Here is a 25301-nt window from a genome sequence, read left to right as displayed (position 1 = left end):
CTTGCTGGGATTCGGAACGTGCAGGTCAAACCCCGTTGTCAGTGGCGGCCCTTAGCCTCTGGTTTCCTCGGATGAGTTCGTGGAGGCCTGGTGGACCTACAGCAGCTGCGTGAGGCTGCATCGTCACCGACGTCAAGAACCTCCTTGCCCCGGAAGGAACAGACTTCGAAGACGCCGAAGCCAACCTGTTGTGGGACGAACAGGTTGGTGTCGTCCCTGGCGGCACCAACTACGCTGGCCATGGAGACCTCTCGGCACACGGAATGAGTGACAACCACATCGCGGTCATCGGACCCGAAGCCACCGAGGCCGATCCCACCCCATGACCGTCATCATCCTCATCGCCGCTCCAGAAGGCCTCCGCGGACACCTCACCCGCTGGATGGTCGAGATGAGCGCCGGCGTCTTCGTCGGCAATCCCAGCCGCCGCATCCGTGACCGTCTCTGGGAACTCCTGGCCACCCGAATCGGAGACGGCCAGGCCATCCTCATCGAACCCGCCGACAACGAACAGGGTTGGGCCGTCCGCACGGCAGGCCGTGACCGCTGGCAGCCCGTTGACTTCGACGGACTGATCCTCTCTGCCCGCCCCCGAAACCAACCAAACGAAAACAGCCGCCCAGCCAGATAAAGCACCAGCTCAGCAAGTGTCGACCCCGCGCCTGCGGGGATGTTCCTCCGTATTCGACATGGCGGGTGCCGTCCCGGCGGTCGACCCCGCGCCTGCGGGGATGTTCCGGGCGACACGGGAACGCCCGGGACGCCGGGAACGTCGACCCCGCGCCTGCGGGGATGTTCCGGTGGCCGGGCCCCAACCCCTGGTCACGAGGAGGTCGACCCCGCGCCTGCGGGGATGTTCCCTCACGGTTGCCACGGTCGCGCAGCAGGTCCCGGTCGACCCCGCGCCTGCGGGGATGTTCCTGGTGCAGGCATGACTCCTCCTTCCTGGGTGGAGTCGACCCCGCGCCTGCGGGGATGTTCCAAAAGGTCTGGTGTACTGGGTGGGTTGTGGCTGCGTCGACCCCGCGCCTGCGGGGATGTTCCGCCCCGCCGTCACGACAATCTCCAACCGCTCACGTCGACCCCGCGCCTGCAGGGATGTTCCGCCGCCATCCTCGGAATCCCGACCGACCGCCCCGTCGACCCCGCGCCTGCGGGGATGTTCCCCCGACGGCGGGCCGGTGCGTCGGCCGTCCGGGGTCGACCCCGCGCCTGCGGGGATGTTCCGCGAAGCGCATCGGCATACCTCGCTGCCGAGATGTCGACCCCGCGCCTGCGGGGATGTTCCGGTCCTCGACTACGGGACCGACGCCAAGGCGCGGTCGACCCCGCGCCTGCGGGGATGTTCCGATCGGGCCGCTCCCCCTCGGCGTATGGATCGCGTCGACCCCGCGCCTGCGGGGATGTTCCGGAGCCGGCGGGCGCCGCGGGCCAGCAGCAGGACGAAGACGCCGTCGACCCCGCGCCTGCGGGGATGTTCCGCCATGACCCGGACGACAACTACGCGCACGCCGGTCGACCCCGCGCCTGCGGGGATGTTCCGACGATGTCCCCCGGCTCGATCAGGTCGCGGGCGTCGACCCCGCGCCTGCGGGGATGTTCCTCCGTCGGGGTTGTTCTCCGGCAGCGAGTTGCGGTCGACCCCGCGCCTGCGGGGATGTTCCGACCACGTTGCGGAGCAGGTAGCCCACGCGCTCGTCGACCCCGCGCCTGCGGGGATGTTCCGGGCTCCACGTTCGTCCTCGCGCCGGGGAGGGAGTCGACCCCGCGCCTGCGGGGATGTTCCGACGGTGGTGGCCGCGTTGTCGCCGTACCAGCGGTCGACCCCGCGCCTGCGGGGATGTTCCGGTGCGCGGAGGTGCGCCGCGCACCGTGCGCACGTCGACCCCGCGCCTGCGGGATGTTCCGCTGGTCCATCCGACGAGGTAGACGAGCTCGGCGTCGACCCCGCGCTCGCGGGGGATGAGCCGACCGAGGCCCTGGCACTGATTGCCCGCGGCTTCAGTCGACTCCGCGCCTGCGGCGCTGGTCCGCCCCGGGGACCAGCGCCGCAATCACCCATCCCGGATCGCCCCGCGCTTGCTGGGATTCGGAACGTGCAGGTCAAACCCTGTTGTCAGTGGCGGCCCTTAGCCTCTGGTTTCCTCGGATGAGTTCGTGGAGGCTTGGTGGACCTACAGCAGCTGCGTGATCGGTATGACCCTTTCATCGTGAGGGTGTTGGGGGTGCTGTGGGGAAAGTCGCGGGAGCGGGCCGGTGGGACCACGAACCTTCTGATGGCGCATCTTCTGGACACTGCCGCGGTTGCGGAGCTGTTGTGGGACGGCTTCCTTGCCCGTTCGACTCGGTCGACCCTGGACGAGGTCGCTGGGGGGCCGGGGCGTGGACGACGGTTGTTCGCCTGGTTGTGCGGGGTCCACGACTGCGGGAAGGCGACTCCCGTGCATCAGCGTCTGTGGGCTGAGGGCGCGGAGGCGGTAAAGCTGTTGGGGCTGACCTGGGACGAGCCATCCGCTAGGGCGGGTGTGAAGAAGCAGAGGCGCTGGCGCCATGACTGGGCCGGCGGGCTGATGGCGCGCGAGTTGTTGGCATCGGCCGACTGGGCCCCCGAGCAGGTGGACTGGGTATGGCCATTGGTTGCTGGGCATCATGGTGCGTTTCCCTCGCTGAAGGATGTTCAGGAGCCCAGGCCGGCTAAGGGGCAGTTGCGGGGTAGGGGGCCTTGGCGTCAGGTGCAACAGGCGGTGTTGGAGGTGTTCACCCGGGAGCTCGGGTTCGGGGGGCTTGGTGAGGTGCAGCCCGCGGCTGTCCCCTCCAGGGCCTTGCAGCTGGAGCTCAGCGGTCTGGTGGTCATGGCGGACTGGATCGCGAGTGACGAGCGCTTCTTCCAGGGGCTGGATGATCTGAACCAGGTGGGTCTGGAAGGTTCCCGTCGCCGGGCGGCGTCGGCATGGACGGCGCTCGGACTCCAGCGGGGCTGGGGGGCTCTGGCCCTTCCGGGACCCGAGGCGTTCCGCGACCGGTTCGGATATGCGCCGCGGCCGTCGCAGGCCATGGTCGTCGACGCCGCACGCAAGATGGGCGGTCCGGGCCTGGTGGTGATTGAGGCGCCCATGGGGGAGGGCAAGACGGAGGCCGCTCAGGCGGCGGCGGAGGTCTTGGCCGCCCGGTTCGGGGCAGACGGTGTCTTTGTCGGGATGCCGACCCAGGCGACCAGCGATCCCATGTTCACCCGCACGCGGAGTTGGCTGGAGTCCATCGACCCCGACCTCGGGTCCCGGGTGGTCCTTCTGCACGGCAAGAGGGCCTTCAACCGGGAGTGGAAGGAACTGCTGGAGAACGCGGGAGCGTCCGTGGACGAGGCCTTCAGCGGGGTCGACGAGTTCGGGATGGCCGACGATCCTTTCGGTGTTGAGCCCGAGGAGTGCGGCGGTCATGAGCGGAAGGCCCCAGCGGAGTGGTTCCTCGGGCCGAAGCGCGGGCTCTTGGCTCCGTTCGTCGTCGGGACCATCGATCAGCTCCTGTACGCGGCTACTCGTACGCGGCATGTGATGCTGAGGATGGCGGGGCTCGCGGGCAAGGTCGTGATCCTGGACGAAATCCACGCGTGCGACGTGTACATGAGCCAGTTCCTGACGGAGGCGCTCCGCTGGCTTGGCCAGGCGGGCGCGCCGGTGATCATTCTTTCCGCGACCCTTGCACCCGCCCAGCGGCAGGCACTGTTCGACGCGTACCTGGCAGGTGCGGCGTCACGGGAGGAGCTCCGGGCGCAGATCCCGGTCCCGCAGGGCTACCCGGGCGTGACGGCCGCGTGGCTGCCGAGCTCGGGGGAGGCGCAGTTCTTGGTGGACGCGACGGACAGCTGGCGCAAGGACCTCCTTGTGGAGGTGCGAGTGGTACCTGAGAGCGTGCCCGGCCCACGATCCAAGCGCGAGGAGCGGGAGCGTTCGCAGGCCGAAGCGGACGGCGGCGTAGGCGATCTGCTGGCGGAGGAACTCGTCGACGGAGGCACCGCGCTCGTGATCCGCAACTCCGTCGGCCGGGCCCAGAACCTCTACGAGGAACTGCGGAGGCGGTTTGGTGACGACGAGGTGAGGCTGCTGCACGCCCGTTTCACGGTTGCCCGGCGTGCAGATCTGACGGAGGAGTGCCTGCGCCTGCTGGGGCCGCGCACGCCCCGGCCCCGGGGCGGCCGGCTGATCCTGGTGGCGACTCAGCTGGCCGAGCAGTCCTTCGATGTCGACGCTGATTTGCTGGTCACCGATCTGGCCCCCGTCGACCTTCTCCTCCAGCGCATCGGCCGGCTTCACCGGCATGAAGGCACACGGCGCCCGGACCGGCTGCGTACGCCCAAGGTGTTCGTTACGGGTTTCGAGCCGTGCCAGGGCCGCGAGCCGACGCTCGCGTTCGCCAGCGAGATGATCTACGGGCGGCATCTGCTGATGCGGACTGCTGCCGTGCTGCCCGACGCTGGCAAGGTCTGGTCGGTTCCCGGCGACGTACCCGGGCTGGTGAAGAACGTGTACGGGACGGACGCGTCGCTGCTGCCCGAATCGTGGAGGGCGGCCGCTGAGGTGGCCGGACAGGAGCAGGCCGAGCAGGATCGTACCCGCGGCGAAGTGGCGCGGCAGTTCCTGCTGACTCCGCACGGTGAGCATGAGCGCCGGACCTTGGCGGGTCTGCACTACGGCGGATCCTCCGCGGGCGACGGTGAGAGCGCGCTGCAGGCGGCAGTGCGTGACGGCGATGAGTCCGTCGAAGTCGTCCTGGTGGTCCGGGCTGAGGGTGACACGGTCTTCCGAACCCTGGCGGGGCGGGCTCTGAGCGTCAACGGGGATGTGGCACCGGACGTACTGGACGAGGTGCTGGGCGCAACGGTGAGGCTGCCGGCGATGCTCACACAAGGTGCCCTAGAGCTAACGCCGTTGCCCGGCTGGCATGGACATCCGTGGCTGCGCCGGAGCCGAGCTCTGGTGCTGGACGCTGCACGCCGAGCCCGTATAGGGGACTTCACCGTGTCCTATGACGACGAGTTCGGGATCCGGCAGCTGTAGAGGACGCGTAGCGATCGAGTCGCGCCTGTCGTACGCGCGCAGCGAGCCGCCGGGCCGGAGCCCGGCGGCTCGGAACCCCGCGTGGCGCGGGGACAACGCGAAACCCCATCCGTGACGCAAACAAAGAAGGGGACCATCCCCGCCTCCGAGCCGCCTGGCCGGTGCAGGGTCAATGGCCAGATTGTTGCACCTCTTCGTCGGGACGGCTGCGGGGCTCCAGAGGTACTGCTAGCGTCTAAACAGAGAAGCTTTCCTTGAGAGGTACTCATGTTCCATAGCTTTTCCCTGATGGACGATCCCTGGCTGCTCTTACCGTCAGCCACCGGAGAACCGGCTCAGGAACGCCCCATGCGCGAGGCGTTACTGGAGGCGCACGAGTACGGCGACCTGGTGGTGGAGATCCCCACGCAGAGGGCGGCTGTGCTCCGCCAGACCCTGCTCCCCCTGATCGTCCACGCCCTGGGCCGTCCGGCCGATGAGCGGGAGTGGATGAACTGGTTCTCCAGGGGGCAGTGGTCGCAGGAGCAGCGTTCCAGACTCCAGGAATATCTGGACGAGCACCAGGGTCTGTTCGACCTCTTCGATCCGGTGAACCCCTTCAGTCAGGTAGCCGGGTTGTCCACGGCGAAGGGCGAGACGAAGAACGCCGGCCTGATCGTTGCCACCGCTGCCACCGGCAACAACGTGCCGCTGTTCGCCTCGCGTACGGAGGGCGACGCGTTCTCGCTGACTCCGGCGCAGGCGGCGCACTGGCTGCTGCACACGCAATGCTGGGACACCGCGGCGATCAAGACCGGGGCAGCGGGCGACCCGCAGGCGAAGGCCGGCAAGGTCATGGCAAACCCGACGGGTCCCCTCGGGCAGCTGGGCGTCACCCTCCTGGCTGGCAGAACTTTGTTCGAGACGCTGCTGCTGAACATCCCGGTCGGAGCGAAACCGACGTCCACCGACCTGCCGCAGTGGAAGAGGCGTGACCCCGCCGCCCCACGCCCGGCCAGCACCCCCCAGTGGCAGACGCGGGCACCCGAAGGGCTCCTGGACCTGTGGACCTGGCAGTCCCGCCGGATCCGGCTCGTCCCGGAATTGACCGACGAAGGCCTGCGGGTGACCCGAGTCCTGGTCACCGCGGGGGACCGGATGCCGCACACGCCCGAGACCGAGCCGCACACCATGTGGCGCGTGGAGCCGACCGGCGACCGGAACGCGAAAAGGGGGAAGGGCAAGGGCAAGGGCAAGGGCGACACCGCGTTGCCGCGCCGTCCGTTGCGCCTCCAGCCGGGGAAGGCCGCATGGCGTGGGCTCGACGCGTTGCTCGCGCCCGAGCGGGAGTCTCGGGACGCCGGGGAGAAGTCGAGCGGGTTCGCCACGAGCAAGGTCCTGGACCAGGCCGGCGGTCTCGTGCCCGAGCTCGGCGCAGGCTATCCGCTGAGAGTGGAACTCTCCGGGATCGCCTACGGCAACCAGTCGGCCGTCATCGACGACGTCATGTTCGACGCGCTGCCTCTCCCGCTGGCCTCGCTCGATGCCGACAGCTACGTCCGCGCAGCCCTCCTCGAAGTAGCCGAACAGGCCGAGCAGCTGGCCACAGCGGTCAACCACCTCTCCGCTGATCTACGGCGTGCCCTCGGTGCCGACCCGATCCCCTGGGACAGGGGGCAGCGCCCCGGTGAACTCGTCCTGCACGCCCTCGACCCCCTGGTCCGAAGACTGCTGACGGGGATGCGGGAGGTAGGGGACCTGGAGCACATCGAAGCCGGTCAGCTCGCGTGGGAACAGCTCGCCTGGCGACGGAGCTGGGAGATCGCCGACCGCCTCCTGCAGGCGGTTCCCGTCGGAGCGTTCGCGGGAAGGAGCACTTCCCAGGGCGACGGGAAGCCGGAGCGTACGCACCGTGTCCCGCTGGCCGAGGCCTCCTTCCTCAGGAAGCGAGCGGAAATCCTTCCCCGGGCCGAGGCCCTTCGGCATCCCGAGTCGAACCCCGACGACGAGTAGACGACCCGACACGGCCCCCTCCGGCACGCCGCAAAACCGCCGTGCCGCGCTCCGGCCGGAGCGATCAGGCCATGCCTCCGGGCATTTCAACCCGCCCCCTTTTTTTGTGACACAGAGTCCCCGATCACGTCTGGACACAGCCATGACCGAAGAAGACCACACGAAGCAGAGGATCTGGCACCGCTACATCGCCGCGGACGGTACCTGGCGCCGCAAGGACGGCCCCCCAGCGGCGAAACGCCCGCCCGGGGAGGACCTCGCGGTCCTGCGCAGGGGGCTCGGCCACCCCGCCGGAACCGTGCTGGAGATGTTCCCGTTCTACACCTGCCCGGTCGACGACTTCGCCGCACGCCGCGGGGAGGTCTCGACCGCACAGGAAGCCGAACACATCGCGCTCGCGCTCTACGGACTGCACCAGCAGAGTCAGGACCGGCCGATGCACCGCGACGGTCTCGGTCTAGGCCGGGCCATGCTGGAGCTCCGGCGCCATGACCGCACTAGCGAGGCGGCAGTGGACGCCCGCTTCCAGCAGGCGTTCTCGGCGACCTCGACGCCGGCGCTCCAGCTCCGCCTGCGCGGGCTGGTCACCCAGCTCCGGGACATCAAGCAGCCCCTCGACTACAACCGGCTGGCCTCCGACCTCCTGCACTGGAACCGCCCCGAGTCCCGCAACCGCGTACGCCGCCGCTGGGGTCTGGACTACTACGCGTGGACCCAGAAGACCGCATCTCCGCAATCCGGCCGCGACCAGTAACCGGCCCGGCATCCGGCCCGGGGTCCGCCCGACGCGGATGCCCCCTTCCGTTCGGGTGCGGCCGGCCGCATGCCAGACGAACACCACCACTCACCCACACGACATGGAGCCATCCGATGAGCCAGCGCCTCTACATCGACGTGCACGTCGTCCAGACCGTCCCGCCCGCCAACCTGAACCGGGACGACCAGGGAAACCCCAAAGAAGCCGTCTACGGCGGAGTCCGCCGATCCCGCGTCTCCTCCCAAGCGTGGAAGCGAGCGACGCGCCAACACTTCGACGAGCACGCCCCCGAAGCCGACCGCTCGATCCGGACCAAGCGCATCGCCAACGAACTCACCACCCGCATCTCGCACGACAACGCCCTGGAGCGCGAGGACGCCGGACGGATCGCTGCCGCTCTCCTCGCCCAACTCGGGCTGAGTCAGGGCAAGAAGGCCGGCGACACCGCGTACCTCCTCTTCTACGGCAACGCGCAGCTCGACGCCGTCGCCGCCCTGGTGAACGGCCGCGCCGCCGACCTGGCAGCCCTCGACGACAAGGCCCTGACCGAAGCGGTCAAGGACTTGCCCGTCGCGGAGACCTTCACGACCGGACACCCCGTGGGCGTCGCGCTGTTCGGCCGGATGGTCGCCGACATTCCCAAGCTCAACGTCGACGCCGCAGTGCAGGTCGCCCACGCGCTCTCCACCCACGAGACGCAGCTCGAATTCGACTACTTCACCGCCGTCGACGACCAGAATGAGAAGGACGAGACCGGAGCCGGAATGATCGGCAATATCGGCTTCAACTCCGCCACCCTCTACCGCTACGCCACCGTCGGCTTCGCACAGCTCACCGGCAACCTCGGCGGGGACACCGAAGCAGCCTTCGATGCCCTCGACCGGTTCGTCGACAGCTTCGCCCGATCCGTACCCACCGGGTACCAGAACTCCTTCGCCCACCGCACCCGGCCCAGCCTCGTCGCCGTTGTCGTACGCACCGACCAGCCGGTCAACCTCGTCTCCGCCTTCGAGGAGCCCATCGCGGCGGAAGCCGGAATCCAGGCGAACTCCGCCCGCCGCCTCGCCAAGGAGCACATCACCGCCACACAGGTCTGGGGTGACGCCCCGGCCTATTGCGCGGCAAGTCACACCTTCACCACCGACGAACCCCACACCAAGGACACCGTCGAAACCCTCGCCCAAGCCTTCGGCGAGCCCGTCACCTTCGCCGACCTGCGCACCAACCTGCGCAGCCGCATCACCGCCGCCCTCCAGGACCAGGCGTGACGCCCCCCGACCGCAGCTCCGTCCTGCTGCTGCGGCTCGCCGGCCCGCTCCAGGCGTGGGGGGACCGCAGCACCTTCAACCGCCGCGAAACCCGACCCGAACCCACGAAATCCGGAGTCGTCGGCCTCCTCGCCGCAGCCGCCGGCCGCTCCCGCTACGCGCCCCTGGACGACCTCGCCGGGCTCTCACTGGGCATCCGCATCGACCAGCCCGGCAGCATCCTGCGCGACTACCACACCGTCAGCGACTACCGCGGCCAGCCGCTCCTCTCCGCCGCAGTGACCGCCAAGGGCCAGCAGAAACCCACCTCCCCGGCCAAGCACACGCACATCACCCAGCGCTTCTACCTCCAGGACGCCATCTTCCTCGCAGGAGTAGAAGGCCCCGCAGACCTCATCACCACCCTCGAACACGCCGTACGCCACCCCGCCTTCCCCCTCGCCCTGGGCCGCCGATCGTGCACACCCGCACAGCCGCTGGCCCTGGGACAGCGGACCGGACCGCTGGAGGAAGCGTTGCGTACGGAGCCCTGGCAGGCGGCCCAGGCCGTACGCAGGCGGTGGGGACGCGAGAACGGAGGCGCCGAGCACATCGACCTGTCCGCCACCTTCGACGACCCGGCCGGGGACGACATCCGCGACGACGTCCCCGTCTCCTTCGCCCCTGGGTGCCGGAGCTTCACGACCCGCCGCACACGGCACACCTACCTCCAGGCCCCCACCGGCCTCACACCGGATCCCGGACGCCCCCGGAATCCCGGCGGCCACGACCCCTTCGCCCTCCTGGGTTGGTGAACGACATGCCCTATCTCTCCCGCATCCGCATCAATCCCCTGCGCGCCGAGAGCCGCAAACTCCTCGCCAGCCCGCGGGCCATGCACGCCGCCGTCCAAGGAGGCCTCCCCGGAGTGCCCGAACAGGCCCGTACCTTGTGGCGGCTCGACCCGGACAACCCCCACCGCCCCCACCTGTTCGTCCTCACCACGGAAAAGCCCGACTGGACCCACCTGGTCGAAGGCGCGGGATGGCCCGGCGCCGAAGGCGAGCACTGCGCCGTACGCGACTACACCCCACTCCTGCAACAGCTGTCACCGGGCCGCAGCTTCGCGTTCCGCCTCACCGCCAACCCCGTCCAGAACACCACGAGCCCCGACAAGGCCACCGAGCGCCAGCAGACCCGTATCGACGCCGGAGGCCGGCGCCGCGGCTTCCGCCTCGGCCACCGCACCGCCACAGCCCAACTCAACTGGTTCCTCACCCGCACCGCACGGTGGGGTTTCGACGTTCCCCCCGCTCCCCACCTCGACGAAGGCCACGACGCAGACAACGCCACCAACGAGCCTCCGCGCGACGTCCGCATCACCACACGCCACCACCGAGCCTTCGGCAAAGGGCAGGTCACCAGAAAGGAAGCCCAGGTCGTCATGGACTCCGTGACCTTCGAAGGACGCCTGCGCGTCGCCGACCCCGCCCTCCTCACCGAACACCTCCTGGCCGGCATCGGACCTTCCAAGGCCTACGGATGCGGCCTCCTCACCCTCGCCCCGCTCCCCGGAAGGCCATGAACAACGGTGCCCGACATCTGGTGGAAGGCCGATCCCCAGGACCTGCACCGCCTCGTCGACCGTGTCTCCAGCGTCTACGTCGAACGAAGCCACCTGGACCGCGACGAGAACGCCGTCGTCATCATCAACAAGCAGCAAACGGTCCGGGTCCCGGCGGCGATGGTGGCCGTCATGCTCCTCGGCCCCGGCACCCGTGTCACCCACGGCGCCATCCGTCTCCTCGCCGACTCCGGCACCACCGTGTGCTGGGTCGGCGAGCAAGGCGTCCGCATGTACGCGGCCGGCCTTGGCCCGAGCCGGGGTGCCGGGCTCCTCCACCGCCAGGCCTGGCTCGTCACCCGCCCCAAGGAACGCCTCGCCGTCGCCCGCACCATGTACGGCATGCGCTTCCCGGGTGAAGACGTCTCCACCCTCACCATGCAGCAACTCCGCGGCCGTGAAGGCGTACGTGTCCGCAAGTACTACCGGGCCCAGGCAGCCCGTACCGGCGTCACCTGGAACGGCCGCGTCTACAAGGCCGGCGACGCCTTCGCGGCGGGTGATGACCTCAATCGACTGCTGTCTGCGGCCAACGCCGCCCTCTACGGCATCTGTCACGCAGTCATCACCGGCCTCGGCGCAAGCCCGGGACTCGGCTTCGTCCACACAGGCAAGGCCACATCCTTCGTCCTGGACATCGCCGACCTCTACAAGGCCGATTTCACGATTCCGCTTGCCTTCGACCTCGCGGCCCAAGGCCTGACCGAGGAACGTGACGCTCGACTCGGCCTCCGTGACCTCATCGCCCGCGACAAGCTCCTCGGCCGCATCGTCGCCGACGTCAAGAACCTCCTTGCCCCGGAAGGAACAGACTTCGAAGACGCCGAAGCCAACCTGTTGTGGGACGAACAGGTTGGTGTCGTCCCTGGCGGCACCAACTACGCTGGCCACGGAGACCTCTCGGCACACGGAATGAGTGACAACCACATCGCGGTCATCGGACCCGAAACCACCGAGGCCGATCCCACCCCATGACCGTCATCATCCTCATCGCCGCCCCAGAAGGCCTCCGCGGACACCTCACCCGCTGGATGGTCGAGATGAGCGCCGGCGTCTTCATCGGCAATCCCAGCCGCCGCATCCGTGACCGTCTCTGGGAACTCCTGGCCACCCGAATCGGAGACGGCCAGGCCATCCTCATCGAACCCGCCGACAACGAACAGGGCTGGGCCGTCCGCACGGCAGGCCGCGACCGCTGGCAGCCCGTTGACTTCGACGGACTGATCCTCTCTGCCCGCCCCCGAAACCAACCAAACGAAAACAGCCGCCCAGTCAGATAAAGCACCAGCTCAGCAAGTGTCGACCCCGCGCCTGCGGGGATGTTCCGATCCGGGCGTCCAAGGCCGAGGAGCGGGGCGGAGTCGACCCCGCGCCTGCGGGGATGTTCCTCCGTATTCGACATGGCGGGTGCCGTCCCGGCGGTCGACCCCGCGCCTGCGGGGATGTTCCGGGCGTGTGGTGGCTGGTCCTGCCCTCCCTCGGGTCGACCCCGCGCCTGCGGGGATGTTCCCGTCTCGACCGCAGCCACCGCGGTTGTGCTGGCGTCGACCCCGCGCCTGCGGGGATGTTCCGTGACGATGCGCGACACCCTCGTCCGCGCAAAGGTCGACCCCGCGCCTGCGGGGATGTTCCGCGGAGCGGATCGCGGCCCGTACGGGCCCTGTGGTCGACCCCGCGCCTGCGGGGATGTTCCTGCGGTCTGCACGGAGCCGCGCCCGTCGACCTGGTCGACCCCGCGCCTGCGGGGATGTTCCGACGTCACCCAGACCGCCGCGACCCTGACCTGGGTCGACCCCGCGCCTGCGGGGATGTTCCGCGACGTATCACCAGTGGTCCGCGGCGGCCCTCGTCGACCCCGCGCCTGCGGGGATGTTCCTCCGCGTAGCAGCCGGTGATCTTTTTCGTACAAGTCGACCCCGCGCCTGCGGGGATGTTCCGACCGGGTAGTCGGTCCAGCGGTCGCGCTCCTGGTCGACCCCGCGCCTGCGGGGATGTTCCGCTGCTCCCGACCCCGCACCGGGTCGGCGTCGGGTCGACCCCGCGCCTGCGGGGATGTTCCGGCCGAGGTCGAGGCCGACCGCCGGGTCAGGGAGTCGACCCCGCGCCTGCGGGGATGTTCCGGCGCCCCCGCCCGCCCGGAGCCACACCCAGACGTCGACCCCGCGCCTGCGGGGATGTTCCGCTGATGCGGGTGGCGACGGACCTTCAGGAGCGGTCGACCCCGCGCCTGCGGGGATGTTCCGCCCGGCTTGCCCACCCCGGCCCGGCCCCAGTGGTCGACCCCGCGCCTGCGGGGATGTTCCGGGTGTCCACGTCACCACGGCGGCCGGGAAGAGGTCGACCCCGCGCCTGCGGGGATGTTCCGGCCGGCTGCACATGACCGGCTGGGGACGCTGCGTCGACCCCGCGCCTGCGGGGATGTTCCGCGTTCAGCGTCCTGGCCGCGTTCGCGGACGGGGTCGACCCCGCGCCTGCGGGGATGTTCCGGCCTGGGCCGCCAGGCGCTGGAAGCGGAGGGCGTCGACCCCGCGCCTGCGGGGATGTTCCGACGGGACGGACCCCGGCTGAGGCGGCCGCCTTGTCGGCCCCGCGCCTGCGGGGATGTTCCGGAATACGAGGACGACGATTTCGCGAAGGCGGCGTCGACCCCGCGCCTGCGGGGATGTTCCGACTGGAACTGCCCGTGGCCGCTGGACTGGCAGGTCGGCCCCGCGCCTGCGGGGATGTTCCTCAACTACGACGAGACGCGAACGCTCACCGCGTGTCGGCCCCGCGCCTGCGGGGATGTTCCGGCCGCGACCAGGTCGTGCGGGGTGCTGGCGCTGTCGGCCCCGCGCCTGCGGGGATGTTCCGGCGTGCCAGCGGTTCGACGAGAGCACGCCGGTGTCGACCCCGCGCCTGCGGGGATGTTCCGTAGGGCGCGATGTCGTACACCGGCGTGCCGTCGTCGACCCCGCGCCTGCGGGGATGTTCCGGGCTACGCCCAGGACTGGGCGAGCGGGGCGAAGTCGACCCCGAGCCTGCGGGGATGTTCCTACGTGTGGGGCGGCCGGAGCCCGGCCGGATTCGTCGACCCCGCGCCTGCGATGTTCCGCCGAGATCGACATGGTGGAGCCCGACCAGGCGGTCGACCCCGCGCCTGCGGGGATGTTCCGCGGTGGCCAGGTTCTTGTAGCCGTGCGCCTCGATCGACTCCGCGCCTGCGGGGATGTTCCGGAAGAGCGGGCCCGCCGCAGCCACCTGGCGAAGTCGACCCCGCGCCTGGGGGGATGTTCCGGAACGGGAGCAGCTGGCAGAGGCCGTCGGAGAGTCGACCCCGCGCCTGCGGGGATGTTCCGACGACTGCAAGCGCATCGCGCAGATCCTCGGAGTCAACCCCGCGTCTGCGGGGATGTTCCAACGCGGTCAGCGCGGCGATGGCGATGATGGCCGTCGACCCCGCGCCTGCGGGGATGTTCCCGGACCCGGGCGGCCCCGGCGCAGGGCAGTTGGGTCGACCCCGCGCCTGCGGGGATGTTCCGACGATCGACGACGCCGGCTACTCGGGGCCGTGGTCGACCCTGCGCCTGCGGGGATGTTCCCCGCTACCACTCCAGCGCCAACGCCGACGTCTGGTCGACCCCGCGCCTGCAGGGATGCTCCGGGCTCGCCGGATTCGATCTGGGGAATCGCCGTGTCGACCCCGCGCCTGCGGGGATGTTCCGTCATCGATCAGGGCTGAGCTCCCGCTCCACAAGTCGACCCCGCGCCTGCGGGGATGTTCCGCCCGGACCGGGAATCCGGTCCGGGCTGTGGCCGTCGACCCCGCGCCTGCGGGGATGTTCCGGGCATGGTCGACAGCGAAGCGGACACCGTCGAGTGGACCCCGCGCCTGCGGGGATGTTCCGGACCAAGACCGGATCCCAGGCCGGAGACTGCTGTCGACCCCGCGCCTGCGGGGATGTTCCGGCCGCCGACCCGGCGAAGGCCTCCGACAACAGGTCGACCCCGCGCCTGCGGGGATGTTCCGTACCTCGTAAAACAGCTCAAGGGAACCAAGGCGTCGACCCCGCGCCTGCGGGGGATGTTCCGCGGATCTTACGGACGGTCCCCTTGCTCCCTTCGTCGACCCCACGCCTGCGGGGATGGTGCGGCCTGGCACCCCCTCATGCCGGGAGTGGGCAACATTGCCCCCGGCCGCCTGTGTGACTGAGGGATCGGGTGGTTGTGGTCACTTACCGTTATGGGTCCTGAGCCCGCCATCGGGGAGGGCGGGGCGGTCCTCTCCTTCTGTGCTGAGGGGGTAGGCGGGGGTGCTCCCGCGCAGGGAGGGGTCTTGTGAAGCCCCGAAGGCTCCGGAGGCGGCCGTGCAGCGATCGCTGCACCATCCCAGGGTGGAGAGCATCAAGGAGGACTTGGCGGGACCTAATTGGGGTTATATGTCCGGGTCTTTTGGGAAATCGCAGGTGAGACGGGTCACTCCATTAGGTTCGAGTCCCACCCGCCCCACTGCGAGCCGCAGGTGAAGAAACGATCTCGCCTGCGGCTTTGGCGTTTCCGGGGTCTGCCGTGCCGTCAGGCGAGCCGAATGCCCGGCGGAAGCCCCTTGTCGGGCGTCCTGTCGCTCGCGCGCCACTCGCCGTTCTCCCTGGGCGCCTAACGTGCGCCGGGCGCGACACTGATCCACAGGGAGAACCATGAGACCCACGCTTCGTGCTGGGCTGATCGCACTGGCCACCGTCACCGCCGCCGTGGCCGGCACCGGATCGGCGGCCGCCTGGTCGCCGGACTGGAACCCGTACCGCAAGGACACCGTCGACATCCAGGTCCTGAACGTCTCCGACTTCCACGGCCAGCTCGACCCGCTGAACATCCGCGGCGTCGGCGACGTGGGCGGTGCGGCGGCGCTGAGCACGTACTGGCAGGCCGACCGGAAGGCCAACCCCGACACGCTGCTGCTGACGGCCGGTGACTCGGTCGGCGCCAGCGCGCCGATCTCCGGCTTCTTCGGCGACGAGCCGACCGTGAAGTTCATGAACTACGCGGGCTTCTCCGCCAACACCTTCGGCAACCACAACTTCGACAAGGGCCTCGCCCACCTCCAGTCCCAGATCGACGCCGCGAACTTCCCGTACGTGTCGTCGAACCTGACCAACCTGCGCCGCAACCTGCACGACGTCAGCCCGTACGTGATCAAGAACGTCCACGGGGTGAAGGTCGCGGTCATCGGCGTCACGAACCCGGAGGCCCCCACCATGGTGGCGCCGGGCAACTTCGGCACGATGAAGGTGACCGATCCGGCGCAGGCGGCGATGCGGGCCCGCGCCGAGGCGGCCCGGGCGGGCGCGCGCGTGTTCGTCGCCATCGGCCACCTCGGCATCGAGGGCACGGACGCCCAGGGCAAGCCCACCGGCCCGCTGACGGAATTCGCGAACAAGGTCCACGGCTTCGACCTGGTCCTGGGCGACCACACCGACGTCCAGTACAAGAGCCAGATCAACGGGGCCCTCGTGCTGGAGAACCTCAGCAAGGGAGCCACCTACGCGAAGACGACGCTGAAGTACGACCGGCGCCGCGGCGGCCGTGTCGTGGCGGCCGAGTCGCAGTTCGTCGTCCCGCTGGCGGCCAAGGTCACGCCCGACCCCCGCGTGGTGGAGATGCTGAAGCCCTACCGCGACGAGCTTGCGAAGCGGTACGACGGGAAGATCGGCACGGCGACGGGCCTGTTCGACCAGAGCGGCGAAGTCGACCGGGTACGGGAGACGGCGCTGGGCGACCTGACGGCGGACGCGCTGCGCACGGCGTACGGGACGCAGATCGCGTTCACCAACGGCGGCGGCATCCGCACGTCGCTGCCCTCGGTGTACCAGCCGGCCGACAAGTCGCTGCGGCGGGCCTCGACCGGCTACGCCGCCGGTCCCCCCTACGATCTGGTGGCCGGTGACGCCTACGCGGTGCTGCCGTTCGGCAACCAGTCGCTCACCCGCACCGTCTCCGGTTCCCAGCTGTGGCAGGTGCTGGAGCACAGCGTCAGCAAGGCGCCGGAGTCCTTCGGCGGGTTCCTCCAGGTCTCCGGGTTCCGCTTCACCTACGACTCGTCGAAGCCGGTGGGCTCCCGCGTCCTGTCGGTGACGCTCGACGGCGGCAAGCCCGTCGCCAAGGACGCCGCGACCTACACGGCGGCGACGAACAACTTCACGAACGCCGGCGGAGACGCGTACACCATGCTGGCGGACGGCCAGGGCGCGACCCGGAACCTGATGGCCGGGGACCTGCTCGACCACCTGACGGCCCGCAAGACCGTCACGCCCGTCACCGACGGGCGCATCGACGACGTGGCGAGGCCGGGCGCGTAGCGCATCGGTCCACGCGCAGCGCACAGCACTCAGCACACAGCAGGCAGCACAACGCCCCGTCTCCTGACCGTGGAGGCGGGTGCGTTGGCGTACCCGGGCGCAGGCTGTCCAGACGTCCTAGGTCGCCGAGTGCCGGATCAGAAGTCCTCCGTTTCGTCCGCCAGGTGGCGCAGGACGTCCGTCAGGTCGCCGCGGCGGGCGAAGGCCGCGCGCTGGCGGTGGGCGCCCGAGCCGTCGCGCAGGAGCGAGGCCATGGTCTTCGCGGCGTGGTCGAGGTCGCCGGAGGCGGCCAGTTCGGGGGCCACCAGGTCGAGCAGGGCCTCCGCCAGGTCCGCCGCCGGGAGTTCGGTGCCCGTGTACGGGTCCAGGCCGAAGCCCTCCAGACCGTCGTGGGCCGCCCGCCAGCGCGCGAGGCGCAGTACGTCGTCCCGGATGGGCGGATCGGGGCGCTGCTCGGCGATCTCGCGCAGGGCCGTGGCGACGAGGGCGCGGGCCAGTTCGGCCTGGAGGACGGCCGAATCGATGTCCGGGGACATGTCGGGCGCCCGGATTTCGAGCGTCGGCCAGTGCCCCGACGGGCGCAGGTCCCAGTAGACCATCTTCGTGTCGAGGGCCGCCCCGGAGCCGAGCAGGGTCTGCACCGAACGCCGGAAGTGGGCCGTGGAGGTGAAGTGCGGGGGCAGCCCCGCCGAGGGCCAGCCCGACCAGGCCATCGCCCGCCAGCTGGCGTGGCCGGTGTCACGGCCGCCCCAGAACGGAGAGTTGGCCGCCAGCGCGATCAGCGTGGGAAGCCAGGGTCTGACCCGGTTGGACACCGCGACGGCCGTGTCCACGTCGAGGGTGCCGATGTGGATGTGCCGGCCGCAGCTGACGAGGGTGTCGGTGAGCGCGCCGAAGCGTCGGTGCTGCTCGCGCTGGCGCGGCTCGTCGTCGGTCAGGTGGAGCGGGCCCTCCACGGCGAGGACCGGCGAGGGGGCCGCCAGCAGCCGGCAGCCATGGGCGCGGGCCGCCCGCGCGAGGGTGCGCCGCAGCCCGGCGAGCTCCCTGCGCAGGGTCACCGCCGAGTCGGCGACCGGGGTGGAGATCTCCACCTGGTAGCGGGTGCCCTCGGGGTGCAGCTCCTGGGGGAGCCCGGCGGCGGTGGAGAGGACGAGCGGGGCGGCCGGGACCACCCGCAGGGTGCGGGCGTCGATGAGGAGGAACTCCTCCTCGACCCCCACGGTGAGCGGGAAGACCGCGCCGGCCGCACCCGGGGTGCCGGTGCTGCTGCCGGTGCCGGTGATGGGGCTGGTGATGGGGCTCGTGCTGGTGCTCGTGGTGCTGGTGCCAGGTTCGATCACTGCGCCTCCCTGGACATACGAGTCTTTTCATCATGAGCTGAACTCCAGGCGAGGAGCGCACGTCTATTCGGTCAAATGTCCGGTGATAGTGGCGGGTTACCGGCAGGATTCGCCCCGCCACGGGGCCCCGGATTCCTGTGGGGCGACTGTTTCGGGCGGGTGGCGGGGGAACCCGGTCCGCCGGAAAATCCGGCCGGGCTCCGGACGGCGGCTGGTTAAGATCCGATGTGACTCGTACAACGGCTCCACCCTCGCCCGCCCGCCCCAGACGCCGCATATTCGCCGACCTGACCCCGCTGAGGAGCTCGGCGGACTACCGGCGCCTCTGGGTCGGCGGCACCATTTCCTGGCTCGGTCAGGCGATGACCGCCCTCGCGATCTCGCTCCAGGTCTACGAGATCACCGGCTCCAGCTTCTCCGTCGGACTGGTCGGGCTCTTCTCGCTCGTCCCGCTCGTCGCCTTCGGCCTCTACGGCGGCGCCATCGCCGACACCGTCGACCGCCGCAAGCTCGGCCTCTACAGCTCGCTCGGCCTGGCCGCCCTGTCGGTCGGGCTGGCCGGTGCCGCGCTCCTCGGCTACCACCGGGTCTGGCTCCTGTACTCCGTGGTCGCGCTCCAGTCCCTGTGCGGGGCGCTCAACGGTCCGGCCCGCTCCGCGATGATCCCGCGGCTCCTGCCCACCGAGCAGCTGCCCGCCGCCAACGCGCTGAACTCCGTCACCATGACCTTCGGGATGACGGCCGGGCCGATGCTGGGCGGGGTCATCGTCGGCTGGTGGGGCTACCAGGCCGCCTACCTGATCGACGCCGTCACCTTCGGCGCCGCGCTCTACGCGATGTGGCGGCTGCCGTCGATGAAGCCGGAGCGCGAGGAGGGCGAGGAGGGCCGGGCCTCCGTACTCGACGGCCTGCGCTTCCTCGGTACCCGGCCCAACATCCGGATGACCTTCTTCACCGACATGGCCGCCATGGTGCTGGCCCAGCCGAAGGCGCTGTTCCCGGCCATCGCCGTGCTCTGGTACGGCGGCGACGCCAAGACCGTCGGCCTGCTCGTGGCCGCGCCCGCGGTGGGCGCGCTGCTCGGCGGGCTGTTCTCCGGCTGGCAGGGGCGGATCCGCCGCCACGGGGTGGCGATCCTGCTCTCCGTCGGCGGGTGGGGGCTGGCCATCGCCGTGTTCGGGCTGACCCGGAACCTCTGGCTCGGGCTGCTCTTCCTGGCCCTGGCCGGAGCCTCGGACACCGTCTCGATGGTGTTCCGCACCACCATGCTCCAGGCCGCGACCCCCGACGACATGCGGGGCCGCCTCCAGGGCGTCTTCATCGTGGTCGTCGCGGGCGGTCCCCGGCTCGGCGACTTCCTCGCCGGGACCGCCGCCGACCTCACCTCCCCGGCCACCGCGATCACGGGCGGGGGGCTCGCGTGCGTGCTCGTACTGGCCCTGCTGGCCCTGCGGTGGCGGGGGTTCGCCCGGTACGACGCGAGGACCCCGCAGGCCTGAGCGGGGCCGCGGGCCGGGGCCGGGACGGGGCAAGGGTCCCGGCCCCGGCCCCCGAGCCCCCCGGGCCTACGCGTCCACCGGCTCCCGGGTGCGGTCGCCGCCCTCGCTGCCCGTGTTGGCGGTGCCGGTCGGCTCGAACAGCAGGATCGCCGCCTCCTCGTCGGCCTGCGGGCAGTGCTCCACCCCGCGCGGGACCACGTAGATCTCGCCGGGGTTCAGTACGACGTCCCCGGCGCGGAGCCGGATCGTGAGGGTGCCGCTGACGACGAGGAAGAGCTCGTCGGTCTCCTCGTGGGTGTGCCAGACGAACTCGCCCCGCACCTTGGCGATCTTGACCTCGTAGTCGTTGACGCGGGCGATCCGGCGCGGGGCCCACTGCTCGGTGAAGCCGGCCAGCTTGTCCGCGATGTTCACCGCGTGCGTGCTCTCGGTTGTGGTCATGCGGTCAGGCTGCCGGGGAGGCCGGGGCCCGGTCTTGTACGTTCCTGACATGGCCGCGAAATCCCGTCCGCCCAGCACGATTTCCGCCTGGCAGCCGCCGGTACCGGGCATCGCCGAGGTCTTCCACGCCCGGTTCACCGACCACGCCTACCCGGCCCACGTCCACGACACCTGGGCGCTGATGATCCTCGACGGCGGCCGCGTGGACTTCGGGCTCGACCGCGAGCGGCACGGGGTCGGCGTCTCGGACACGGTGGTCCTGCTCCCGCCCGGGGTGGTCCACGACGGCCGCACCGTCACCGAGGCGGGCTTCCGCAAGCGCGTGCTGTACCTGGAGACCTCGTTGCTCCCGGAATCGCTGACCGGAGCCGCCGTCGACGCCCCGCTGCTGCTCGACGGCGCCCTGCGCGACCGGGTCCACGCACTGCACCGGGCGCTGGGCGAGCGGGAGGACCCGCTGGAGGCCCAGTCGCGGCTCGTCTTCGTCCAGGAGCGGCTGCGCGGCTGGCTGGAGGGGAACCCCACGGTCCCGTACGGGGTTCCGGACACGAGTACCGCCATCCGACTGCGCGAGCTCCTGGACGCGCGGGTCCTCGGCGGGATCACCCTGGACGAGGCTTCCGCGCTCCTGGGACACACCCATCCCACCCAGCTGATCCGCGGCTTCCGGCAGGCGTTCGGGCTCCCTCCGCACGCTTACCTCACTGGACTCCGGGTCGCGCGGGCGCGCCGGCTGCTGCTCGCGGGGATGCGGCCGGCGGAGGCGGCGACGGCTTCGGGCTTCTACGACCAGGCGCACCTGACCAGGCACTTCGGACGCCATGTGGGGACCAGTCCGGCGAGGTTCGCCCGATCCGGCCGGATGTGAAGGGAAGTTGGCGGGTTCGTTGCCGTTGCGTTGCCGGGCCTTCCCTTCTCTTTCGATTCGCCATATGACAGTTCGGCAGACCTGCTTGCCGAGGTTGCCCCGCTGACTCCCCTTGATCCAGGAGGAAGGCCTTCATGCGCCTTCGTACGCTCGTCACCACCGCCGCGGCCACCGCCGCGCTCTGCGGAACGCTCGTCCCGCAGGCCCTCGCGGCCCCGGCGGCGCCCCGGGCTCCGGAGGGGGACCGGTCCTGCTCCCCGTACCTCTCCGTCGCGGGCTATTCGGACTCCCTCGACAAGACCCGCCTCGACGGAAAGCTGGTCGGCGGGCTCTCCGGGATCGCGGTGGACAAGGACGGCGCGGTCGCCGCGATCTCCGACAAGTCGGCGCTGTACGCGCTGAAGGTGGACCGCGGTGACACCCCGACGGCCACGGCCGCCGCGCGGCTGCCGCTGACGGTCGACGGCACCGCCACGGGCAAGGTCCTCGACTCCGAGGGGATCGTGGTCGACCGCGACGGCTCGTACCTGGTGACGGACGAGACCACCCCGGCGATCCGCCGCTACAGCCGCACCGGCCAGGTGCTGGACACGCTGCCGGTACCCGATGCCTTCAAGCTCGCGCCCGAGGGCCGGGCCACCGTCAACCAGACCTTCGAATCGCTGACCCTGCTGCCCGGGGGCCACACCCTGGTCGCGGGGGTGGAGGGCGTACTGGCCGGCGACGGCAAGGACGCGCGGGGGCGGACGCTCCAGCGGATCCAGACGTGGGAACGGCGCGGCCACGACGGGAAGTTCGTGCTGGGCCGCCAGTACGCCTACCCGGTGGACGCCGGGCACGGGCTGGTGGAACTCGCGCCGACCCTCGACGGCCGGCTCCTCGTGCTGGAGCGCGGGTTCACCCAGCAGTTCAAGATCACGGTCCGGCTGTACCTCGCCGACCCCCTGGGCGCGACGGACACCTCGGAGGTGGCGGCGCTGACGGAGGGGCCGGGGCTGCGGACCGCGCGCAAGACGGCGATCGGCGACTTCGACGGCTGCCCGACGCTGGGCGCGCCGTCGAAGCTGCCGCAGAACCACCCGCTGGTCGACAACGTCGAGGGCATGGCGGTGACCGGCTATGACGGGCTCGGGCGCGTGCGGCTGCTGCTGGTCAGCGACGACAACGAGCTGGCGCAGCAGATCACGCGGCTGTACCGGATGGACGTGAAGCTGCCGCCGCGCGGCTGGGGCCGCTAGACGGCCTCCTCTGACTCTTCCGGTGAAACGATCCCGCGGGCGACGCCCAGGGCGACCAGGTCCTGGGGGCGGATGCGCAGCTGGTCCGCCGTCGCCGGGGCGGCCTCCGGGGGACGCTTGAGGATGGCCGCCGCCAGTTCGGGGGCGATCACCGAGAAGTAACTGTCCGGGGTGACCCAGGTGTTGCCCGGCGCGGCCAGGGCGAGGGCCCCGCCCGAACCGCCCTCGCCGATCAGGAGGGTGGTCACGGGGACCGTGGCCGAGGCGAGCACCGCGAAGGTGTCGGCGATGGCCGCGCCGGCGCCCGCGTGTTCGGCGGCGGCGTCGTTGGCCGCGCCCGGGGTGTCCACCAGGGTGAGCACCGGGATGCCGAGCCGGTCCGCGAGCCGGATGACGCGGGCGGCCGTACGGTAGCCCGCCGGGCGGGTGGCGGTGCCGCACTGGGCGGCGTACGCGACCGCCCCGCCCTCCCGGAGCCCGAAACCGCACAGTATCCCCGGGTCGGTGCCGCCGGCCCGGTCGCCGGAGAGGGGCAGGCGCAGGCCGAAGTACGCGTCCAGGTACTGCCGTGCGCGCGGCCGGGCGGGATGCCGGGCCTGCCGGACGGCGTCCCAGCCGGTGGGCGGGAGCGCCGCGTCGGCCAGCGCGGCCGGCGGCGCGACGGCTCCGGGGGAGCGGGGCGCGGCGAACACCCGGAGCCAGGCCGCCAGGGTCGCGGGCAGCTCCGCCGCGGGGACGACGGCGTCCACGTGCCCGGCGGCGTACTGCCCCTCGGCGGTGTAGGCCGCCGGATCCGCGTCCGCCGGCCGCACCCGGGAGCCGGCGAAGCCGACCTGGGCCCCCGGCAGCGCGAGCACCACGTCGGCCCCGGCCCCGAGGGTGGCCCAGCCGCCGCCGGTGGTGGGGTCGCGCAGGACGGCGATCTGCGGCAGGCCCGCGGCGCGGGTGAGGGAGGACTGGCGGGCCGCGCGCTGGAGCTGGGTCAGCGCGAGCATGCCCTCCTGCATGCGGGAGCCGCCGGTCGCGATCAGCGAGACCAGGGGAAGGCGGTGGGCGCGGGCGTGGGCGTAGGCGGCCTCGATCCGGTCGCCGGTGCGGTGGCCGAGGGATCCGCCGAGGAAGCCGAACTCGAAGGAGATCAGGGTGGCGGGGTGGCCGTCGACGAGGGCGGTGCCGATGACCACGGACTCGTCCTCGCCGGTCCGCTGCGCGGCGCGGTCGCGGGAGTCGTCGTAGCCGCTCCACGCGAGGGGGCCGTCGGGGGCCGATTTCCCCGGCGGGGGCGGGAGTTCGGTGAAACTGCCGGGGTCGGTTACGGAGGCGATGGCCGCGCGGGCCGATTGGCGGGTCGTCACCTGGTCACCCTAGGCTCTGTCGTCCCCTGCCCGGCCGCCCCGTGACGAACGTCGCTCGCCACGACGCTGGTGCCGCGTCAGATCGGGGATTCCCAGATCAGTGTGGTCCCGCGGTTGCCCGACTCCGTGTGGCCGTCGTCGGAGACGGTCAGGCGGGCGCGGGTGGGGACCGCGTCGACCTCGACCTGGATCGAGGTGACCTCCGGGCGGCGGTGTGCCGCGGCCAGGGCGCCGCGCAGGGCCGCGAGGAGTTCGGCGGCCACCGGTTCCGGGAGCAGCGCGTCCACCGCGCCCGCGAAGTGGACCGACGGCTGGAAGCCCAGCAGGACCGCCGCCCCGCCGGTCTCCCGCAGGACCCGGCCGCGGAAGGTGGTCGGGGCGTCCGTCGGCGGCTGCTGGAGGGTGAAGATGGCCGTGCGGACCTCCTGGATGGTGGAGTCGAGCTCGTCCACCGCCCGGCTCAGCTCCTCGCCGACGGTATCGCCCGCCGGGGAGGACACGGAGCGCTTCCTCGTGCTCTCCAGCATCATCTCGGTCGCGAACAGCCGCTGGACCACCAGGTCGTGCAGGTCCCGCGCGATGCGGTCGCGGTCCTCGTAGACGGCCAGCTGCTCGCGGTCGTGCTGGGCGTCCGCCAGGACGAGGGCCAGCGCCGCCTGCGAGGCGAACTGCGAGGCCAGGAGCCGGTCCACGGCGTCGTACGGCTGGCCGCCCCGGGAGCGGGGCAGGGCCAGGGTGCCGATCAGCTGGCCGCCGCTCTGGAGCGGGAGCATCATGCTGGGGCCGAAGCGTTCCCGTACGTGGGTGGTCATCCGGGGATCCGTCGCGGAGTCCTCTATGAAGACCGGCTCGCCGCCCAGGAGTTGTACCAGGACCGGCGAGCCCGGAGCGATGGCCGTGCCGACCAGGTCCCCCGGGTCCCCGTGGGTGGAGGCGGCCACGATCTCCATGCCGCCTTCGGGGGTCGGCTGGAGGACGACCCCGGCCTCCGCGTCCGCCAGTATCCGGGCCCGTTCGGCCACGCACATCAGCGCGTCCGCCGCCGGCCGGCCCGCCAGCAGGGTGGTGGTCACGGCGGCCGCGCCCTCGATCCAGCGCTCCCGGCGGCGCGCGGTCTCGTACAGCCGGGCGTTGCCGATCGCTATCCCCGCCTGAGAGGCCAGGACGCGCACCAGGGCGAGGTCCTCGTCCGTGAAGGGGCCGCCGCCGCGCTTCTCGGTGAGGTAGAGGTTGCCGAAGACCTCGGTGTGGACCCGGATCGGGACGCCGAGGAAGCTGCGCATCGGCGGGTGGCCCGGCGGGAAGCCCGCCGAGCGGGGGTCCTGGCTCAGATCGTCCAGCACCAGCGGGCGCGGGTCGGCGATGAGCGCGCCGAGCAGGCCGGAGCGGCCGTCGGGGAGGCGGCCGATCGCGGCCTTCTCGGCCTCGCTCACGCCGGCCGTGAACAGTTCGGTCAGCCGGATGGGGGGGGGGGGGGCGGCCCCCCCCCCCCCCGGAACGGCCGCGCCCCCCCCGGGGGCCCCGGCCCACACGGTGGGGGGGGGGGTGCGC

At 71.2% G+C, this 25301-nt stretch carries 17 protein-coding genes and 2 CRISPR repeat arrays; of the genes, 13 read left to right on the top strand and 4 right to left on the bottom strand.

Annotated features, from left to right (window positions below):
- Positions 1–322: 322 nt before the first annotated feature.
- From cas2e (ACFXDJ_RS18750) to ACFXDJ_RS18705, 10 genes are all read left to right on the top strand, one after another.
- Positions 323–631: a type I-E CRISPR-associated endoribonuclease Cas2e gene (cas2e, locus tag ACFXDJ_RS18750; RefSeq protein ID WP_384849667.1), complete on the top strand. Its 309-nt coding sequence runs from the start codon at positions 323–325 to the stop codon at positions 629–631.
- Between the two features lie 18 nt (positions 632–649).
- Positions 650–1968: direct repeats of the CRISPR family, unit length 28 nt; unit sequence GTCGACCCCGCGCCTGCGGGGATGTTCC.
- Positions 1969–2168: 200 nt separating this feature from the next.
- Positions 2169–5054, top strand: coding sequence for a CRISPR-associated helicase Cas3' (gene cas3 / locus ACFXDJ_RS18745; protein WP_384849664.1), 2886 nt, complete (start codon positions 2169–2171; stop codon positions 5052–5054).
- Positions 5055–5321: 267 nt separating this feature from the next.
- The gene (casA, locus tag ACFXDJ_RS18740) at positions 5322–7046 is read left to right on the top strand and encodes a type I-E CRISPR-associated protein Cse1/CasA (protein WP_384849661.1); all 1725 of its coding nucleotides are present in this window, start codon (positions 5322–5324) and stop codon (positions 7044–7046) included.
- 142 nt (positions 7047–7188) lie between these two features.
- A complete protein-coding gene (gene casB / locus ACFXDJ_RS18735; RefSeq protein WP_384659751.1) occupies positions 7189–7800 on the top strand; it encodes a type I-E CRISPR-associated protein Cse2/CasB in 612 nt (203 codons plus the stop codon).
- 116 nt (positions 7801–7916) lie between these two features.
- Positions 7917–9071, top strand: a complete 1155-nt coding sequence (gene cas7e / locus ACFXDJ_RS18730; protein ID WP_384849658.1) for a type I-E CRISPR-associated protein Cas7/Cse4/CasC — start codon at positions 7917–7919, stop codon at positions 9069–9071.
- A complete protein-coding gene (cas5e, locus tag ACFXDJ_RS18725; RefSeq protein WP_384849655.1) occupies positions 9068–9865 on the top strand; it encodes a type I-E CRISPR-associated protein Cas5/CasD in 798 nt (265 codons plus the stop codon). Before cas7e ends, cas5e begins: the two co-directional genes overlap by 4 nt.
- Before the next feature lie 5 nt (positions 9866–9870).
- Positions 9871–10635 carry a type I-E CRISPR-associated protein Cas6/Cse3/CasE gene (gene cas6e / locus ACFXDJ_RS18720; RefSeq protein ID WP_384849652.1) on the top strand — a complete coding sequence of 255 codons (765 nt, stop codon included), beginning with the start codon at positions 9871–9873 and terminating at the stop codon, positions 10633–10635.
- A gap of 6 nt (positions 10636–10641) precedes the next feature.
- The gene (gene cas1e, locus ACFXDJ_RS18715) at positions 10642–11649 is read left to right on the top strand and encodes a type I-E CRISPR-associated endonuclease Cas1e (protein WP_384659740.1); all 1008 of its coding nucleotides are present in this window, start codon (positions 10642–10644) and stop codon (positions 11647–11649) included.
- Positions 11646–11954: a type I-E CRISPR-associated endoribonuclease Cas2e gene (cas2e, locus tag ACFXDJ_RS18710; protein WP_384659738.1), complete on the top strand. Its 309-nt coding sequence runs from the start codon at positions 11646–11648 to the stop codon at positions 11952–11954. The genes cas1e and cas2e (ACFXDJ_RS18710) overlap by 4 nt, the downstream gene beginning before the upstream one ends.
- A gap of 18 nt (positions 11955–11972) precedes the next feature.
- Positions 11973–14806: a CRISPR direct-repeat array (repeat unit 29 nt; unit sequence GTCGACCCCGCGCCTGCGGGGATGTTCCG).
- 544 nt (positions 14807–15350) lie between these two features.
- The gene (locus ACFXDJ_RS18705; RefSeq protein ID WP_384653621.1) at positions 15351–17009 is read left to right on the top strand and encodes a bifunctional metallophosphatase/5'-nucleotidase; all 1659 of its coding nucleotides are present in this window, start codon (positions 15351–15353) and stop codon (positions 17007–17009) included.
- 137 nt (positions 17010–17146) lie between these two features.
- Here the strand turns inward: ACFXDJ_RS18705 and ACFXDJ_RS18700 are convergent, their stop codons facing one another.
- Positions 17147–18349 carry a glutamate--cysteine ligase gene (locus tag ACFXDJ_RS18700; RefSeq protein ID WP_384653619.1) on the bottom strand — a complete coding sequence of 401 codons (1203 nt, stop codon included), beginning with the start codon at positions 18347–18349 and terminating at the stop codon, positions 17147–17149.
- Between the two features lie 227 nt (positions 18350–18576).
- On the opposite strand from ACFXDJ_RS18700, the gene ACFXDJ_RS18695 reads away from it, so the two are divergent.
- Positions 18577–19848, top strand: coding sequence for an MFS transporter (locus ACFXDJ_RS18695; RefSeq protein WP_384653617.1), 1272 nt, complete (start codon positions 18577–18579; stop codon positions 19846–19848).
- A gap of 66 nt (positions 19849–19914) precedes the next feature.
- Here ACFXDJ_RS18695 and ACFXDJ_RS18690 read toward each other — a convergent pair whose 3' ends face one another.
- The gene (locus tag ACFXDJ_RS18690) at positions 19915–20289 is read right to left on the bottom strand and encodes a cupin domain-containing protein (protein ID WP_384662256.1); all 375 of its coding nucleotides are present in this window, start codon (positions 20287–20289) and stop codon (positions 19915–19917) included.
- 49 nt (positions 20290–20338) lie between these two features.
- Here ACFXDJ_RS18690 and ACFXDJ_RS18685 point away from each other — a divergent pair, with 49 nt between their 5' ends.
- Complete coding sequence (locus tag ACFXDJ_RS18685; RefSeq protein WP_384662253.1) at positions 20339–21157, top strand: helix-turn-helix domain-containing protein; 819 nt, start codon at positions 20339–20341, stop codon at positions 21155–21157.
- Positions 21158–21291: 134 nt separating this feature from the next.
- Entirely contained in the window at positions 21292–22395 is a 1104-nt protein-coding gene (locus tag ACFXDJ_RS18680) for an esterase-like activity of phytase family protein (protein WP_384662250.1), read from the top strand.
- Here the strand turns inward: ACFXDJ_RS18680 and ACFXDJ_RS18675 are convergent.
- Both ACFXDJ_RS18675 and ACFXDJ_RS18670 read right to left on the bottom strand, forming a co-directional pair.
- On the bottom strand, positions 22392–23750 hold the full coding sequence (locus ACFXDJ_RS18675; protein ID WP_384662247.1) for a carboxyl transferase domain-containing protein: 1359 nt from the start codon (positions 23748–23750) through the stop codon (positions 22392–22394). The genes ACFXDJ_RS18680 and ACFXDJ_RS18675 overlap by 4 nt on opposite strands.
- A gap of 77 nt (positions 23751–23827) precedes the next feature.
- On the bottom strand, positions 23828–25282 hold the full coding sequence (locus ACFXDJ_RS18670) for a GAF domain-containing protein (RefSeq protein WP_384849688.1): 1455 nt from the start codon (positions 25280–25282) through the stop codon (positions 23828–23830).
- Positions 25283–25301 lie beyond the last annotated feature (19 nt).

The sequence above is a fragment of the Streptomyces sp. NPDC059443 genome (assembly GCF_042750105.1).
Classification (GTDB): domain Bacteria; phylum Actinomycetota; class Actinomycetes; order Streptomycetales; family Streptomycetaceae; genus Streptomyces.
The sequence above is the reverse complement of the archived record's forward strand: the minus strand, read 5'-3'. Positions and strand labels throughout refer to the sequence as shown.